Annotated in this window: 15 protein-coding genes; 12 read left to right on the top strand and 3 right to left on the bottom strand. The window is 72.6% G+C overall.

Annotation, left to right across the window (positions count from 1 at the left end):
- Positions 1-36 precede the first annotated feature (36 nt).
- Together HHX31_RS35755 and HHX31_RS19745 are read left to right on the top strand one after the other, a co-directional pair.
- Positions 37-1,053: a GntR family transcriptional regulator gene (locus HHX31_RS35755; protein ID WP_311932082.1), complete on the top strand. Its 1,017-nt coding sequence runs from the start codon at positions 37-39 to the stop codon at positions 1,051-1,053.
- A 9-nt stretch (positions 1,054-1,062) separates the two neighbouring features.
- A complete protein-coding gene (locus HHX31_RS19745) occupies positions 1,063-1,524 on the top strand; it encodes a PPOX class F420-dependent oxidoreductase (RefSeq protein ID WP_169949781.1) in 462 nt (153 codons plus the stop codon).
- Here the strand turns inward: HHX31_RS19745 and HHX31_RS19750 are convergent.
- On the bottom strand, positions 1,443-2,351 hold the full coding sequence (locus tag HHX31_RS19750; RefSeq protein WP_311932084.1) for an AraC family transcriptional regulator: 909 nt from the start codon (positions 2,349-2,351) through the stop codon (positions 1,443-1,445). The genes HHX31_RS19745 and HHX31_RS19750 overlap by 82 nt on opposite strands.
- A 74-nt stretch (positions 2,352-2,425) precedes the next feature.
- Between HHX31_RS19750 and HHX31_RS19755 the strand changes: the two genes are divergently transcribed.
- Positions 2,426-2,836 (top strand): DUF2000 domain-containing protein, encoded by a 411-nt coding sequence (locus HHX31_RS19755; protein WP_169949782.1) that lies wholly within the window; start codon positions 2,426-2,428, stop codon positions 2,834-2,836.
- On the opposite strand, the gene HHX31_RS19760 is transcribed toward HHX31_RS19755, so the two are convergent.
- The gene (locus tag HHX31_RS19760; RefSeq protein ID WP_169949783.1) at positions 2,811-3,473 is read right to left on the bottom strand and encodes a GNAT family N-acetyltransferase; all 663 of its coding nucleotides are present in this window, start codon (positions 3,471-3,473) and stop codon (positions 2,811-2,813) included. The genes HHX31_RS19755 and HHX31_RS19760 overlap by 26 nt on opposite strands.
- 159 nt (positions 3,474-3,632) lie before the next feature.
- Here HHX31_RS19760 and HHX31_RS19765 point away from each other — a divergent pair, with 159 nt between their 5' ends.
- The 8 genes from HHX31_RS19765 to HHX31_RS19800 all read left to right on the top strand — a co-directional run bounded on the left by HHX31_RS19765 (position 3,633) and on the right by HHX31_RS19800 (position 13,833).
- Positions 3,633-4,493, top strand: a complete 861-nt coding sequence (locus HHX31_RS19765) for a GNAT family N-acetyltransferase (RefSeq protein WP_169949784.1) — start codon at positions 3,633-3,635, stop codon at positions 4,491-4,493.
- Positions 4,494-4,664: 171 nt separating this feature from the next.
- Positions 4,665-6,242 carry a class I adenylate-forming enzyme family protein gene (locus tag HHX31_RS19770; RefSeq protein ID WP_169949785.1) on the top strand — a complete coding sequence of 526 codons (1,578 nt, stop codon included), beginning with the start codon at positions 4,665-4,667 and terminating at the stop codon, positions 6,240-6,242.
- A 65-nt stretch (positions 6,243-6,307) separates the two neighbouring features.
- Positions 6,308-7,879: an NAD(P)-binding domain-containing protein gene (locus tag HHX31_RS19775; protein WP_169949786.1), complete on the top strand. Its 1,572-nt coding sequence runs from the start codon at positions 6,308-6,310 to the stop codon at positions 7,877-7,879.
- Positions 7,880-7,884: 5 nt separating this feature from the next.
- Positions 7,885-8,928, top strand: coding sequence for an alpha-hydroxy acid oxidase (locus HHX31_RS19780; RefSeq protein WP_211589984.1), 1,044 nt, complete (start codon positions 7,885-7,887; stop codon positions 8,926-8,928).
- Positions 8,922-10,265: a cytochrome P450 gene (locus HHX31_RS19785; protein WP_169949787.1), complete on the top strand. Its 1,344-nt coding sequence runs from the start codon at positions 8,922-8,924 to the stop codon at positions 10,263-10,265. The genes HHX31_RS19780 and HHX31_RS19785 overlap by 7 nt, the downstream gene beginning before the upstream one ends.
- A 40-nt stretch (positions 10,266-10,305) precedes the next feature.
- Entirely contained in the window at positions 10,306-11,676 is a 1,371-nt protein-coding gene (locus HHX31_RS19790) for a cation:proton antiporter (RefSeq protein ID WP_169949788.1), read from the top strand.
- A gap of 100 nt (positions 11,677-11,776) precedes the next feature.
- The gene (locus HHX31_RS19795; protein WP_211589986.1) at positions 11,777-12,466 is read left to right on the top strand and encodes a response regulator transcription factor; all 690 of its coding nucleotides are present in this window, start codon (positions 11,777-11,779) and stop codon (positions 12,464-12,466) included.
- On the top strand, positions 12,463-13,833 hold the full coding sequence (locus HHX31_RS19800; RefSeq protein WP_169949789.1) for a HAMP domain-containing sensor histidine kinase: 1,371 nt from the start codon (positions 12,463-12,465) through the stop codon (positions 13,831-13,833). Before HHX31_RS19795 ends, HHX31_RS19800 begins: the two co-directional genes overlap by 4 nt.
- On the opposite strand, the gene HHX31_RS19805 is transcribed toward HHX31_RS19800, so the two are convergent.
- Positions 13,803-14,426: a TetR/AcrR family transcriptional regulator gene (locus HHX31_RS19805; protein ID WP_249346167.1), complete on the bottom strand. Its 624-nt coding sequence runs from the start codon at positions 14,424-14,426 to the stop codon at positions 13,803-13,805. The two genes, HHX31_RS19800 and HHX31_RS19805, sit on opposite strands and share 31 nt — an antisense overlap.
- A gap of 85 nt (positions 14,427-14,511) precedes the next feature.
- Here HHX31_RS19805 and HHX31_RS19810 point away from each other — a divergent pair, with 85 nt between their 5' ends.
- On the top strand, positions 14,512-14,970 hold the full coding sequence (locus HHX31_RS19810; protein WP_169949790.1) for a nuclear transport factor 2 family protein: 459 nt from the start codon (positions 14,512-14,514) through the stop codon (positions 14,968-14,970).
- Positions 14,971-14,998: the final 28 nt, after the last annotated feature.

The following is a 14,998-nucleotide window of genomic DNA, read 5'->3' on the forward strand; positions in this document are numbered from 1 at the left end:
AGCTAGGTTGTGTCCTAGTACAGAAAGGAGATCGACGTGCCGCCGCCGTACGCGAGGATCGCCGCCGACCTCAGGCGCAGGATCATCAAGGGCGAGCTGGCGCCCGGCGACCGGGTGCCCTCGACCCGGCAGGTGGCCGCGCAGTGGGGAGTCGCGCTCGCCACCGCGACGAGGGCGCTCGCCGAGCTGCGCAGGGAAGGGCTGGTCCGGGCCGAACCCCGCGTCGGCACGGTCGTCGCGGAGCCGCCCCCGGCCCTCCCGCCCCCGCCGGGAGCCGTCACGCGGCCGGGAGATCGGGCGCGCCTTGAGGCGCCACCCGCACGCGATGCGGCGGCGGCGCGGCGGCGGCCCGGCGCGGGGGCCGAACGCGAACTGACCCGCGAGAGGGTCGTGCGGGCGGCGATCGAGATCGCCGACGCCGAAGGGCTGCAGGCGCTGTCGATGCGCGGTGTGGCGGCCCGGCTCGGGGTCGCGGCCATGTCGCCGTACCGGTACGTGGGAGGCAAGGACGACCTGATCCTGCTCATGGCGGACGCGGCCTTCGGCGAGCTGGGCTATCCCGGCGATCACCCTGAGGGCTGGCGGGAACGGCTGGAGATCGCGGGCCGGACGCTGTGGGCGATCTTCCGGCGGCATCCCTGGCTGGCGCAGCTCAGCCCGCTCGGCAGGCCGCTGCCGCTGCCCGGACTGGCCGCGCACGCCGACTGGGCGCTGGCCACGCTCGACGGCCTCGGCCTCGACTCCGCGACCGCGCTCGACCTCCACATCCTGCTCTACAGCCACGTGCAGGGCCTCGCGATCAACCTGGAACGCGAGGCGCAGATCGCGGCGGCGACCGGATTGTCGGAGGACCAGTGGATGGACGTTCAGGGACCGGCGCTGAGCGCCATCGCGGGGTCGGGGCGCTACCCGGCCTTCGCCAAGGTCCTCGGCGAGCTGGGCGAGGACGGGTACGACTTCCGCCTCGACGACCTGTTCGAGCTCGGCATGCGGCTCCTGCTCGACGGCGTCACCTGCCTGGTGGAGCGGAGCGTGCCTCAGAACGGTGATTAAAGTGGGCGCATGAGTCCGAGGATCGCGACCGCAGAGAAGGTCTCCCGCGAGCAGTTGCTCGACTTCGTCCGTGATCGCCACCGGGCGATCCTGATCACGACAAGGAGTGGCGGAGGCCCTCAGGCATCCCCGGTGACCTGCGGAGTCGACGCCGAAGGCCGCATCGTCGTGTCGACCTACCCCGAGCGGGCCAAGACCCGCAACGCCCGCCGCGACCCGAGGGCGAGCGTGGTCGTGCTGTCGGACGACTTCGACGGGCCGTGGGTGCAGGTGGACGGCGCCGCCGAGGTGCTCGACCTGCCGGAGGCCCTGGAGCCGCTGGTCGAGTACTACCGCTCGATCTCAGGCGAGCACCCGGACTGGGAGGAGTACCGCGCGGCCATGATCCGTCAGGGCAAGTCGCTGGTGCGGATCACGCCCACGTCCTGGGGGCCGATCGCCACCGGCGGATTCCCGGCCCGTCTGGCCTGAGGCGTGTGCGCGGCGGCCCGGTACTCCCCCGGACTCATGCCGTAACAGCGGACGAACCACCGGGCGAGGTGGCTCTGGTCGGCGAATCCGGCCTCGGCCGCCGCCTGGCCCAGCGCGCGGCCCTCCGCGATCAGCCGCCTGGCCGTACGCAGCCGGAGCAGCCGCTGGTAGTCGCTGGGCGCCATGCCGTACACAGAACGGAACGCGCGGTAGACGGCGAACCTGCTGCGCCCGGTCAGGGAGGCGAGGTCGTCGGCGGTCACCTCCGCGAGGGGAGCGTCATGCAGGTGACCGCGCACCCGCTCGGCGATGCGGCGGGCGTCCGCGGAGGCGGCCTCCCGCGCCCGCACCGGCCGGGTGGCGGCCCGCCGGACGATCGAGGAGACGACGCCGGTCAGCAACTCGTCCCGCCGGAGCGCGGACGCGCCCCCGAGCAGGGCCCTGTGCAGCGCCCCGAGCCCGGCCGCGAGCGCCGGGTCGCGTACGACGGGGTGGGGAAACAGGGGAGGTCCCGTCTCCCGCCCGGTCACGTCGCCCAGGACGCCGGTGACCAGTTCCGGCCCGATGTGCACGATCCGGTAGGTGAAGCCGAGGGGGTCGGCGGCGTGCCCGTCGTGCGGGTCCTCCGGGTTGAACGCCATGACCATGCCCGTCACGCTGGTGTGCGCGGCCCCGCGGCAGGTGAACGCCTGGCTGCCCTCCTCGGTGACGCCGAAGGAGTACGTCTCGTGGCTGTGCCGGTGGTAGACGTGCCGGGTGAAGTGGGCGTGCATCGCCTCAAGAGTCCGGTCGGGGGACCGCCAGTATCGGGACCAGTCCTGTGCCACGCCCCCATTGTGCGCGGATCGGCGGCGCACGAGCGTACAAGACGGCCCGCGCGCCCCGGGGCAGCCTGGTTCGCATGCGTTTCGACACCAAGATCGGCATCGTGGTCCGGGAGGACCTGGCCGTGTGGCAGAAGCTGAACGTGACGGCGTTCCTGGCCAGCGCGGTCGCGGGAGGAGCCCCCGAGGTGATCGGGGAGCGGTACGAGGACGGCTCGGGCACCTCCTACCTGCCGATGTTCCGCCAGCCCGTGCTCGTCTACGCCGCCGGCCCCGCCGCGCTCGCCCGGGTCCGCGCCCGCGCCGTCGAGCGAGGGCTCGCCGTGGCCGTCTACATCGAGGAGATGTTCAAGACCGGCAACGACGTGGACAACCGGGCAGCCGTACGGGCCGTCACGGCCGAGGAGATGCCGCTCGTCGGGCTGGCCGTGTACGGCCCGAAGAACGCCGTGGACAAGACGCTCAAAGGGCTCCCCCTGCATCCGTGATCCCCTCCGAGGCTCCGAACAGGGGGAGGCAGGGCGCGAGGCCGTGGATCTCGAACCCGCCGGGAGCCGTCCACTCGTCGCGGGACAGGCGCACCCGCTGCTGCGGGACGGCCTCGCCCTTGCGGTTGAACATGGCGATCCCGTCGTCCCGGTAACCGAGCTTGCGGGAGATCGCCAGGGACCGTGGATTGTCGGCGAAGGCGGACGACCGGGCGTACCGCGCGCCGAGTCCGGCGAAGGCGAGGTGCAGGACGGCCGCGCGCATCTCGGTGCCGATGCCCCTGCCGTGGAAGCGCCTGCCGAGCCACGAGCCGGTGGCGACCTCCCGGGTGACGGCGAAGTCGACGGCCCGCATCTCCTGCACGCCGACCACCTGGCCCTCCCACACGGTCACGAACGAGCACGCCCAGTCGCCGGGAGACCAGGTGCCCCACTGCCGGAAGTGGATTTGGACGGTCGAGCGGGCGCGCTCGTGCGGCGGGGCGTCCGTCCAGGGCTCGCCGAACGGCATCTCGCCCGGGTCGTGGACGCCTTCGGCCGCCACGTCGGCGAGTTCGTCCAGGTCGTCCAGGCCGGGCAGGCGCAGTTCCAGCCGCGGCGTCGTCAGTCGGAGCGCGAAGATCGGCCAATGTCGCATGACTCGATCCTGGCAAGACGCGGAGCATGCCGGACACCGGTTTTCCCCGGGCCGTGGCCAGGGGAAAACCGGTATCGGCAGGACGGCGGATGCGGCTAGCCTCGGATGCCGCCACCAGGCGCCGGTGACGTGAACCGGCGCGGACAAGGACACCCGCGCATGCTCGACCCGCTCAGCACCCCGGCCGCCGAGTTGCCCGTACGCCGGCTCGGGCCCGAGGACCTGGATCGGTGCCTCGCCCTGAGCCAGGACAGGTCCTGGGCACGGGAGGAGCGCAAGTGGCTGTTCCTCCTGGAGAACACCGAGGTCCACGCGATCGACGCCCCGTCGGGGGAACTGGCGGCCACGGTCACGCTGACCAGGTACGGCACGGCCGCGGCGGGCGTCGGCATGATGCTCGTCGCCACCCGGTACGGCGGACGCGGGCTTGGCCGCCGGCTGATGACGCACGTGCTCGGCACGGCCGGCGACGCGACCGTCTTCCTCTGGGCGACCGAACTCGGCCGGCCGCTGTACGAGAAGCTCGGGTTCGAGACGCTGGGCGTGACGGAGGCGCGCGTGGGGCGCCTTCGCCCCGGGGACGCCCCCGTCCTGTCGAGGCCGGCCGATCTCGACGCCGATCTCGGCGCCCTGCTCGCGCTCGACAGGCAGGCGTTCGGCGCCGACCGGGCCGCGCTGCTCGGGCGGCTCTTCGCCATGGCCGAGGAGGTCAGGGTCACCGAGGACGAGACGGGGCCGACCGGCTACGCCGTGTCGTGGCTCAGCGGCAGCACCCTGTTCATCGGGCCTGTGGTCGCGGATGACGAGGCGGGCGCCCGCGCACTCGTCACCGACCTGACGCGGCACGCGAGTGGCCTGGTGCGGATCGAGATGGACCGGAGCCGGCCCGGCCTGCTGGCGTGGCTCGGCGAGCGGGGTGCGGCACAGGCGTTCTCGACGTCCTTCATGGTGCACGGCGGCAGGCCGCTCCCCGGCGACCGGACCCGCGTGTTCGCCCCGATGATGCTCGCGATGGGCTGAACCCCCGGCGCGCAGGGGTCTCGTCCCGCTCTGATCCGGCTCTGATCCGGCTCTGATCTGGGCCGACTACCGTCGCGACAGCCGGTGGGACACCGGCGCACGCGCCGCGGCCTGGCCGGTCGTGCCGGCCGTCGCCGCGGGCGCGTGCCTCGCGAGACGAAGGAGCCGGACATGCGCGAACCCAGCGCCACGCACCACGAACGCCCCGAGTTTCACCCAGGGCCCGTGGACGACGACGCCGCGTTCCCCGGCTCGCTGCTCGACGCGCTGCGCGCCTCGCCCGGCACGCCCGCCTTCGAACAGGACGGCAGGATCGTCTCCAGGGGCGAGTTGCTGGAGCTCGTCGGGCGGATGGCCGGCGCGATGCGCGACGCGGGGCTCGGCCCCGGCACGGGGGTCGCCGTCCGCACCGGTCTGTCGCCGGAGGCCTTCGCCGCCCAGGTGGCCGCCCACGTGCTTGGCTGCCGCGTGGTGAGCGTGAAGCCCGGATACACGCCGGGTCAGCTCGCCGACGTGCTCGGCGCGGGAGTGGACGCCGTGGTCCTCGACCCGTCGACGGCGGCACCGGAACTGTTCCACGCCGCCGGGGCGGCCACGCTGCTGTCGCTCGGGCCGGTCGCGGGGGCGGCCGACCTCCTGACCCGCGGCGGCGACGACCGTTTCCCCGCCGTCACGGCCCGCCCTGACGACGCGGCCCTGCTCAGCTTCACCAGTGGCAGCACGGGCAGGCCGAAGGGCTGCGTGCTCACCTACCGTGCGCTGGGCGCGCGCTGGTCCGCCCATCTCGGCTGGTCGTCGATCCTGCCCGGGTTCGTCGAGTCGTTCGAGCGCTACATGCTGTTCGGCACCCTGTCGAGCTCGGTGGTGCTGGACTTCCTCGTGCCGTGCCTGCTCGGCGGCGGCACCGCGGTCATCCCCGGCGAGGACGGCCGGCCGCTGTTCCCGTACGCGATCGAGCGGCACGGGATCACCGGCGCGATCGTGACCGTGCCCAAGCTGTGCCAGATGCTCGACCTGCTCCGCGAGGAGCGCGTCGACGTCGGCAGCCTGCGCGCGCTGACGGTCGCGGGATCGCCGATCAGCCCGCGCCGGCTGATCGAGGCGCTCGACCGGCTGGGCCCCGTCGTCTACGTCGGGTACGGCGCGACCGAGGCCGGCGTCATCTCCATGCTCCATCCCGGGGAGGCCCGCGACGCGCCCGCCTCGGTCGGCCGCCCGCACCCCGCCGTCGAGATCAGCGTCCGCGACGAGCAGGGCCGCCCGGTCGAGGCGGGAGGCACCGGCGAGATCCACGTACGCGGGCCCTTCCTGATGGCGGGCTACCTGGACCAGCCGGAGGAGACCCGCGAGGTGCTGCGGGACGGCCGGCTGCGCACCCGTGATCTCGGGCGTCTCGACGAGACCGGCCTGCTGTACCTCGCCGGCCGGACCAGGGACGTCGTCATCGTGAACGCGATCGTCGTCTACGCGGGGCCGATCGAGCGGGTGCTGGCGGACCATCCCGACGTGGCCGAGGCGTACGTGACCGGCGCGCCGGACGAGCGGACAGGGGAGGCCGTCCACGCGTTCGTCGTCCCCGCTCCCGGCCGCGCTCCGGACCACGCCGCCCTGTCGGAGCTGGTACGCGCCGAACTCGGCGCGGACAGCGTCCCTCAGACGATCACGACGGTGTCCTCCGTGCCGGTCGCGCCGAGCGGAAAGCCGGACAAGCGTGCCCTGGTCGAACGGCATCTGCCGACAGCATTCTGATCCGTCTCTGAGAATCGCCCGCCAACACTGGTGAAACTTCGACCAGCTCAGTGAGGGAGGCGTCAGTGCCGGACGACAACATCCTGGACTACCTGGTGATCGGTGCCGGGCCGGCGGGTCTGCAGATGGGCCACTTCCTGCACCGGACGGGACGCGGCTACCGGATTCTCGAGGCGGCGCCAGAGCCCGGCGCGTTCTTCCGCACCTTCCCCCGCCATCGCACGCTCATCTCCATCAACAAGAAGTACACCGGATGGGACGACCCGGAGCTCAACCTCCGGATGGATTGGAACTCGCTGCTGTCGGACGACCCCGGTCTCCTTTTCACCCGCTACAGCGACCGTTACTTCCCCGCCGCCGATGACATGGTCCGCTACCTCGGGGACTTCGCCGCCGCGCACGGCCTGCACGTCACGTACGACGCGCGGGTGGCCGAGGTAGCACGCCCGGACGCCGAGGGCCCGTTCGTCGTGACCGACGCGCACGGCCGGACGTACCGGGCACGGCGGGTGATCGTCGCGACGGGGGTGTCCCGGCCCAACATCCCGCCCATCCCCGGCATCGAGACCGCCGAGCAGTACGGCACCCACTCGACCGACCCCGCGGACTACACGAACATGCGGGTGCTCGTCATCGGCAAGGGCAACTCGGCCTTCGAGACCGCCGACAACCTCATGGAGACGGCCGCGGTCGTCCACGTGGCCGGACCTCGCCCGCTGCGCCTGGCGTGGCGGACCCACTTCGTCGGGCACCTGCGCGCGGTCAACAACAACTTCCTCGACACCTATCAGCTCAAGTCGCAGAACGCCGTGCTGGACGGGGACGTCAGGCGCATCGAGCGCCAGGCCGACGGCACCTACCTGGTGACGGTGGCCTTCGTCAGGGCCGACGAGGTGACCAAGGACATCCCGTACGACCGGGTGATCGTCTGTGCCGGGTTCCGGTTCGACGACTCCGTCTTCGCGCCCGAGTGCCGTCCCGAGATGACGATCGGGGGCAGGTTCCCGGCGCTGACCCCGGCGTACGAGTCGGTCAACGTGCCCGATCTCCACTGCGCGGGGACGATCACGCAGTCGCTCGACTTCAAGCGTGGCACCAGCGGGTTCATCCACGGTTTCCGGTACGGCGTCCGCGCCCTGCACCGGCTGCTGGAGCAGCGGCATCACGGCGTCCCCTGGCCGGGCCGCGACCTGCCCGCCGATCCCGACGCGCTGGCGGCGGCCGTGCTCGAACGGGTCAACCGCAGTTCGGCGCTGTGGCAGCAGTTCGGGCTGCTGGCCGACGTGATCGTCCCTGACGGGCCCGGCGGCATGCGCTACCTGGAGGAGTTGCCGATCGGCCTGCAGGGCCCGCCGATCGGCGACGCGGGCCACTTCACGATCACCCTGGAGTACGGCCCGCACCACGACCAGGTCGACCCCTTCGACCTCTCGGTGGGGCGGCCCAGTCAGAGCGACGCGGAGCGCGCACACGAGGGCCACTACCTCCACCCGGTCGTACGGCACCGCCGGGGCGACGTGGTGGAGGCCGTCCACCACATCACGGAGAACCTGGAGAACGACTGGACCTCGGAAGAGGTGCACCTGCGCCCGCTCAGGGACTTCTTCAAGCGTCAGACCTTCCCGGCCTCGGTGTGACGACCGTGCTGACGAGCATCCGGGAGTTCGAGGCGGTGGCCCGCGACCGGCTGGACCCCGTCCACTACGACTACTTCGCGGGCGGGGCCGGCGACGAGGTCACGGTGAAGGCCAACGAGGCGGCGTTCGCCCGGCTCGCGCTGCTGCCGCGGGTCCTGTGCGGCGCGGGGAGCCCGCGGATCGGGGTCACCCTGCTCGGCAGTCGCGTGGCGATGCCGGTGCTGGTCGCGCCGACCGCCTTCCACCGGCTCGCCGACCCCGAGGGTGAGAAGGCCACGGCCCGCGCGGCGGCGGCCGCGCAGACCATCATGATCGTGAGCATGGCCGCCACGGTCGCCGTCGAGGACGTCGCGGCCGCCGCGCCGGGCGCCACCCTGTGGTTCCAGCTCTACATCCAGCCCGACATGGCCTTCACCGAGGCGATCGTCCGGCGGGCCGAGGCGGCCGGGTGCACGGCGCTGGTCGTCACTGTGGACTCTCCCGCCCACGGACGCCGGTACAGGGACGTCCGCCACGGCTTCGACGACCTGCCCGACGGCCTGTGCTGCGAGAACATGCGCGACGGCGACCACGAGCAGGCGCGGCCGATCGTGATGTCGCCCGCGATCTCCTGGGAGCACGTCGACCTGCTGCGGCGGATGACGAGGCTGCCGATCGTGCTGAAGGGCGTCACGCATCCCGCCGACGCGCGCCTCGCCCTGGACCACGGCGTGTCGGCGCTGTACGTCTCCAACCACGGCGGACGCCAGCTCGACACCGTTCCCGCCGCCGTCGACCTGCTGCCGGAGATCGTGGCCGCCGTCGGCGGGGCCGTACCGGTGCTGGTGGACGGAGGGATCAGGCGGGGCACCGACGTGGTCAAGGCGCTGGCGCTCGGCGCGTCCGCCGTCGCGGTCGGCCGCCCGGTCGTCTGGGGCCTGGCGGCGGGCGGCGAGTGCGGCGTGGCCCGCGTGCTCGGCCTGCTGCGGGACGAGATCGAGCACACGCTCACCCTGTGCGGCCTCGCCTCGCTGGGCGACCTGGAGCCGGGGCTGGTGCGGCCATGCTGAAGGTGGTGTGGGCGGCCGTGGCCGCCGTTGTGATCAGCCTGCCCCGGTGGCTTCCCGGGCGGGTCATCGCCCTGCGCGGATGGGTGTTCACCAGGATCAACGGTGAGGAGAGCATCGCGGTCCCCGGCGACGTGGTCGGCGTGGACCGGTTCAGGGAGGTCTACTCCCACCCGGCGGCCTCCGGCCGGAGCGAGGGCGCCGTCCTTTCCGACCTGTTCTGGTACTGGCTGTCGCCGGGGCCCGAGATGCACCAGGAGCACCTGGAGCCGGGGGAGCGGTACGACGCCGTCGCCCTGGCCACTCGCCGCATCCTCTCCCTGCCGAAGGAACAGGTGGAGGAGCTCACCCGCCGGTGCGTCGGCCGGGCCCTGGAGGGCAGGCGCGGAGTGGTCCGGCTGCGTGACCTGATCATGCCGGCCTGGGCCGAGTTCTCCTACGAACTCGTCTTCGGCGAGCGGTGCCCGCCGCACGCCCGCGACCTCATCGTCGGCAACGCCGACGACGTCTCGACCGCGCTCAAGTGCTGCGGCCTGCGGCACATGGACCGGCGCGACCGGCTGACCGCCTATCTCCTCGAGTCGTTGCCCAGGGTGAGGCACGAGCTCCCCGCGGGCCTGACGCCCAGGGAGCAGGCGCTCTATCTCCACGGGGCCTTCTACACCACCGCGGTCGTGCAGATGTCCGAGGCGACGGCGCACGTGCTGCTCGCCCTGGCCAAGCACCCGGACGTACAGGCCAGGGTGCGGGACGGCGACGACCGCTACCTCGACCAGGTGATCTCGGAGACGCTGCGGCTCTACCCCCTCTTCGGCATCGCCCATCGCGTCACCAAGGGCGACATCCCCCTCGGCGAGGGGACCGCCATCCCGGCCGGCTCCGTGCTGTGCTTCGACTACCCCGCGTTCCACCGGGCGGGCTTCCCCGATCCCGACCGCTTCGATCCCGAACGCTTCGCCCCCGGGCACGCCCCGGTCAGAGAGCTCAACCACATCCCGTTCGGCATGCCGGCCAACCGACCCTGCCCGGCGTGGCGGCTCGCGCCGCTCGCCATGCGGGTCGCGGTGCGGGAGGTCCTGCGGGCGTACGAGCTCGAATCCACCGTGGCGCACACCCGGTCGATGCCCAACCGGGGGCCGTGTCTCCTCACCCCGGTGGGCGCGCGGCGCGGTCCCGGACGGCGCCTGACACTGCTGTCCATGCGGCTCAGGGACGGATGGGAGGCCGTCTGGCTCAGCTTCGTGCAACTCGTTCTCGGTACGTACATGGTGTGGGACGCGCGCCGGCTGCGGCTGTGCGAGCGCCACTTCAGCGGCGACGCCCGCCCCAAGGGCGCGTAGGCCGTTCCCGGATTCCCCGACCTCGAACGGAGGCGCAGCCGTGCCCGTTCCGGCTCTTCTCCCTGCTTCTGTCCCCGTTTCCGTCTCGGCCGCGGCGCAGGCCGCCGACCCCAACCTGACTCTGGTCCTCAAGGTTCTGCCGGCTCTGGCCGTCATCCTGCTGGCCGCGGCGCTGTGCGGCCGGCTCGCGCTCCTCGTGATGCAGCCGCGCGTCGTCGGCGAGATGGTCGCCGGCGTGCTGCTCGGCCCGACGCTGCTCGGCGCGCTGTTCCCCGAGGCGCAGGCGGCCCTGTTCCCCGCCGACGTCAGGCCGGTCCTGTACGTGCTGAGCACCCTGGGCCTGACGCTCTACATGTTCCTCGTCGGGGCGGGGATCGACCACGACGCCCGGGCGCCGGGCGAACTGCGCAAGGCGAGCGTGCTGGCGACGTCGGGGATCCTCTCGCCGCTGCTCCTCGGCGGCGCCGCCGGTCTCGTCCTGTGGGAGCGCCTCTCCCGCCCCGACGTCGGCCGGGTGGAGTTCGCCCTGTTCCTCGGGGGCGCGCTGTCGCTGACCGCGTTCCCCATGCTCGCCAGGATCCTGTACGAACGCGGGCTGCAGCACACCCGGATCGGCAGGGTCGCCCTGCTGGCCGCCTCCCTCGACGACGCCGTGGCCTGGTGCCTGCTCGCGGCGCTGTCGGCGGTGCACCTGGGCGGGGGTGCCGGCGACACCCTGCGCACCATCGCACTCGCCGCGGGGTTCGCGGTGGTGATGCTCGGGGTGGTGGCTCCGCTGCTTCGCCCCCTGGGCCGCCGCGTCGCGCGGACCGGGACCCTCGGCAGCGGCGCCGTGTACGTGGTCGTCCTGGTGCCGCTCGTGGCCGGGTGGATCACCGACGCGATCGGCGTCTACTCGGTGTTCGGCGGCTTCCTCGCGGGGCTGGCCATGCCGCGTCAGCCGGAGTTCCGCGCCGCCCTGCACGCCAAGATGATGGATGTCGTATCGACCCTCCTGCTCCCCGTCTTCTTCGCGTTCTCCGGGCTGAACACCCACCTCGAAGGCATCGCCGGCGGCTCCACGCTCATGGCGTTCGCGCTGATCCTGGGCGTGGCCTTCTGCGGGAAGTACTTCGGCTGCGCGCTGGTGACGCGGGGCCTCGGGTTCGGCTGGCGAGAATCCTGGGCCATGGGCGCGATGATGAACGCCCGCGGGCTGATGATCCTCATCTTCATCAACATCGGCCTGGCGCAGGGCATGATCACGCAGGAGCTCTTCGCGATTCTCGTCCTCGTGGCCGTGATCACCACCGCGGCGGCCATGCCGCTGTACAAACTCGCGCTGCCGGAGCGTCACGAGCGGGCCGGCGTGGCACGCGCGGAGCCCGCGGCGACCCCCGTGACCGCCGCCAGCGATTCCAGTTTCAACTAGTTTCATCCGTGCGTTCGAAAACCCGCAGAACACGGGGAGGTTCCCGGGGGCGGCGTACCGGTCTCTGGAAATCTCCCCGGCGCGGTGCCACGGTTGGCCGGTGGCACGGATACCGGGGACATCCGAACCGCGCTCACTGCGCCTGCTGCTCGTGGAGGACGACCGCGAGCTGGGAGACATGCTGGCCGAGGTGTTCGTCGACCAGGGATACACGGTCGAGCGGGCACTGGAGGGCCAGCGTGGCCTGCACCTGGCGCTGAGCCGCCGATACGACGCGTTGATCATCGATCGCGGGCTGCCCGTGGTCGACGGGCTCGACCTGCTGCGGCGGCTGCGCAGGCAGGCGGTCGCCGTGCCGGTGCTGATGCTCACCGCCTTCGGCGACCTCGCCGACCGGGTCGCGGGACTCGACGCGGGCGCCGAGGACTACCTGGTCAAGCCGTTCGAGATCGACGAACTGCTGGCCAGGGTTCGTGCCCTGCACCGCAGGAACCTGGACCAGGCCGCGCTGCTGCCGCTCGGCGATGGCTGGCTCGACTCCGCGTCCTCCACCGTACGGCTGCCGTCCGGCGAGCAGGTGACGCTGTCGGGGCGGGAGTCCCGGCTGCTGCACGCGCTGGCGGCCAGGCCCAGGCAGGTGCACACGCGGGCGTCGCTGCGGCAGCGCGTCTTCGACGGAGCCAGGACCGAGGCCATCGTCGACACCTACGTCTACTACCTGCGCAACAAGCTGGGGCCCGGCGTCGTACGCACCGTGCGGGGCGTGGGATACCGGTTGGGTGAGCTGTGACGGAGACACGGGCCTTCGATCCGGAGCGGCGCCTGCTGGCCCACGCCCGCCGCCGGATCACCGCCCAGGTGGCGGCCGTGTTCTCGCTCGCGATCGCCCTGCTGGGTGCGCTGGTCTACGGCCTCGTGGTCGACCAGCAGAACGCCACCGCCCAGCGCGACCTGGCCGTGGCCGCGGTGTCGGCGCCGATGGACCACCCGCCGCCCTGCGTCTGGCTGTTCGAACTCCGGGCGGGCACGGTGCGGGGCACCCTGGGGGCGCCTGAGGGCCTTCCGGTGCGCGAGACCCTCGACCTGGTCGCCGCCGACAGACGCACCCGGGTCGACGTCGTGGAGGCCGGCGGCCAGACGTACCTGGTCCGTACGCAGTGGCGCGGGGACATGCCCACGCAGGCGGCGATGGACCTGTACTTCCCCCTCAGGGAACGGGAGCGCCTGCTGCGCACGCTCTGCGCGGCCGAGGTGGCGGCCCTGCTCGCGGCGTTCCTGATCGGCGAGGTCCTCGCCCGCAGGGCGATCGAGCCGCTGGGCGAGGCACTCGACCGGCAGCGCAGGTTCACCGCCGACGTCAGCCACGAACTGCGCAGTCCGCTGGCCCGCCTGCACGTCCGCGCGCAGCTCACCGCCCGGCGCATGCGGCGGGAGGCCGATCCTCTCGTCGCCGTGAGCGACGTCGACCGGCTCGCCACCGGCATCGGGCAACTGGGCGAGGTGATCGAGGACCTGTTGCTGTCGAACGAGCTCAGGCAGCGACGGCGGTCGTTCCGGCCGGTGGACCTGGCCGCGCTCGCCGAGGAGTCGGCCGACGCCGAGGCGGCCCGGGCCGGGCAGCAGGGGGTGACGATCGCCCTGCGCCGGGATCCTGGCGATCACGTCGTGTACGGAGCGCCGTCCGCGCTGCGCCGGGTGATCTCCGCGCTGCTCGACAACGCGCTCCGCCACACTCCCGCCGGTGGCCACATCTGGGTGACCGTGCGCTCGGAGCCGGAGACCATCCGGCTCGGCGTGCGGGACGACGGCACGGGCCTGGACCCGCGTGACGGCGACCGCCTGCTGACCAGACATGTCGGCGCGCCCCACGCCGGAGGTCTGGGCATCGGTCTGGCTCTCGTGAGCGAGGTGATGGACGCGCACGGCGGCGAGATCGAGATCGACGGGCGGCCTGGCGCCGGAGCCGTCTTCACCATCCGTCTCCCACGGGCCGGGCCCGACCCCGATCCGCCCGCTTCCCGGGTCTTCCCGCAGGCGGGCCGGAGGCGAGGCGACCTGAGAGCCGGACGTGACCGCAGGCGGCACCGGCGACGCCTCCCCGTCGTCTTCCGGGACCTGCGGGGCCCTCAGCCGGGCCGGCGCGCGCTGAGGGGCTGATCGGACATGGTCGCGGCGTCGAGCAGCGCCTTCGCGGCCGACCTGGCGCGCTCCGCCGGGCGGTCGGCCGTGCCCATGGCGGCGGCGACGATGGCACCCTCCGTCAGCAGCAGGAGCTGGTCCGCGAGCAGGTCGGGGTCGGCCGCGCCCGCCTCGGCGGCGAGCGCGCGGAGCCGGGCCCGCAGCGCGCCCTTGTGCCCCCGTGCCGCCGCCGCGACGGGCGGCGACGCGGGGCCGAGCTCACCGAAGGCGTTGATGAAGGCGCAGCCGCGGAAGTCGGCCGTGCGGAACCACTCGGACAGGAATTCGAAGACGGCGAGCACGCGCTCGCGGGGATCGGCGACACGGCCGACGTGATCGGCCAGGGCCGCGTTCCACCGCAGGTCTCGATGTTCCAGATACGCCCCCACCAGCGCGTCCTTGGAGGCGTAGCACTGGTAGAGCCGCTTGAGCGAGACCCCGGCCGCGTCCCGGACCTCGTCCATGCCCACGGCCTGGATGCCGCGCGCGTAGAACAGGCGCTCGGCGGCGTCGAGGACGCGGCGGCGCGCCTCGTCCGCGTCCATCCGGCCGCGCCGGATTCCGTCCACCATCCCCTCCTCGCCAAGGAAAACGATCGTTCTCTACAATACGTCGAGAGAACGATCGTTCTCGTTGTCGTACGGGAGGTAACCCACCATGAGCACACGCCCGCCGCTTCCGCCGTTCACCGAGGAGACCGCCAGGCAGAAGGTGCAGGCCGCCGAGGACGCCTGGAACAGCAGAGACCCTGAACGCGTCGCGCTCGCGTACACGGAGGACTCGGTGTGGCGCAACCGGTCGGAGTTCGTGACCGGACGTGCGGAGATCGTCGCCTTCCTGCGCCGCAAGTGGGAGCGCGAGCGGGACTACGCCCTGCGCAAGGACCTGTGGACGTTCGGCGGCGACCGCATCGCCGTGCGGTTCCAGTACGAGTGGCACGACGCGGAAGGCCGCTGGTGGCGCAGCTACGGCAACGAGCTGTGGGAGTTCACCGCGGAGGGCCTGATGAGCCGCAGGGAGGCGAGCATCAACGACGTGCCGATCGAGGAGAGCGAGCGGCGCATCCGCGGCCCGCGCCCCGAGTCGGAACACGGCGCGGGCATTCCGCTCGCCTGATCAGGGCTCGCGCCGTGGGCGTACGGTT

The organism is Microbispora sp. H11081 (assembly GCF_012999535.1).
Lineage (GTDB): Bacteria > Actinomycetota > Actinomycetes > Streptosporangiales > Streptosporangiaceae > Microbispora.

Bases quoted from the DNA above. Each gene is read 5' to 3' on its own strand.
- HHX31_RS19745 (WP_169949781.1), top strand. From the start codon at position 1,063: ATGAGTCCGAGGATCGCGACCGCAGAGAAGGTCTCCCGCGAGCAGTTG.
- HHX31_RS19755 (WP_169949782.1), top strand. From the start codon at position 2,426: ATGCGTTTCGACACCAAGATCGGCATCGTGGTCCGGGAGGACCTGGCC.
- HHX31_RS19760 (WP_169949783.1), bottom strand. From the start codon at position 3,473: ATGCGACATTGGCCGATCTTCGCGCTCCGACTGACGACGCCGCGGCTG.
- HHX31_RS19765 (WP_169949784.1), top strand. From the start codon at position 3,633: ATGCTCGACCCGCTCAGCACCCCGGCCGCCGAGTTGCCCGTACGCCGG.
- HHX31_RS19770 (WP_169949785.1), top strand. From the start codon at position 4,665: ATGCGCGAACCCAGCGCCACGCACCACGAACGCCCCGAGTTTCACCCA.
- HHX31_RS19785 (WP_169949787.1), top strand. From the start codon at position 8,922: ATGCTGAAGGTGGTGTGGGCGGCCGTGGCCGCCGTTGTGATCAGCCTG.
- HHX31_RS19805 (WP_249346167.1), bottom strand. From the start codon at position 14,426: ATGGTGGACGGAATCCGGCGCGGCCGGATGGACGCGGACGAGGCGCGC.
- HHX31_RS19810 (WP_169949790.1), top strand. From the start codon at position 14,512: ATGAGCACACGCCCGCCGCTTCCGCCGTTCACCGAGGAGACCGCCAGG.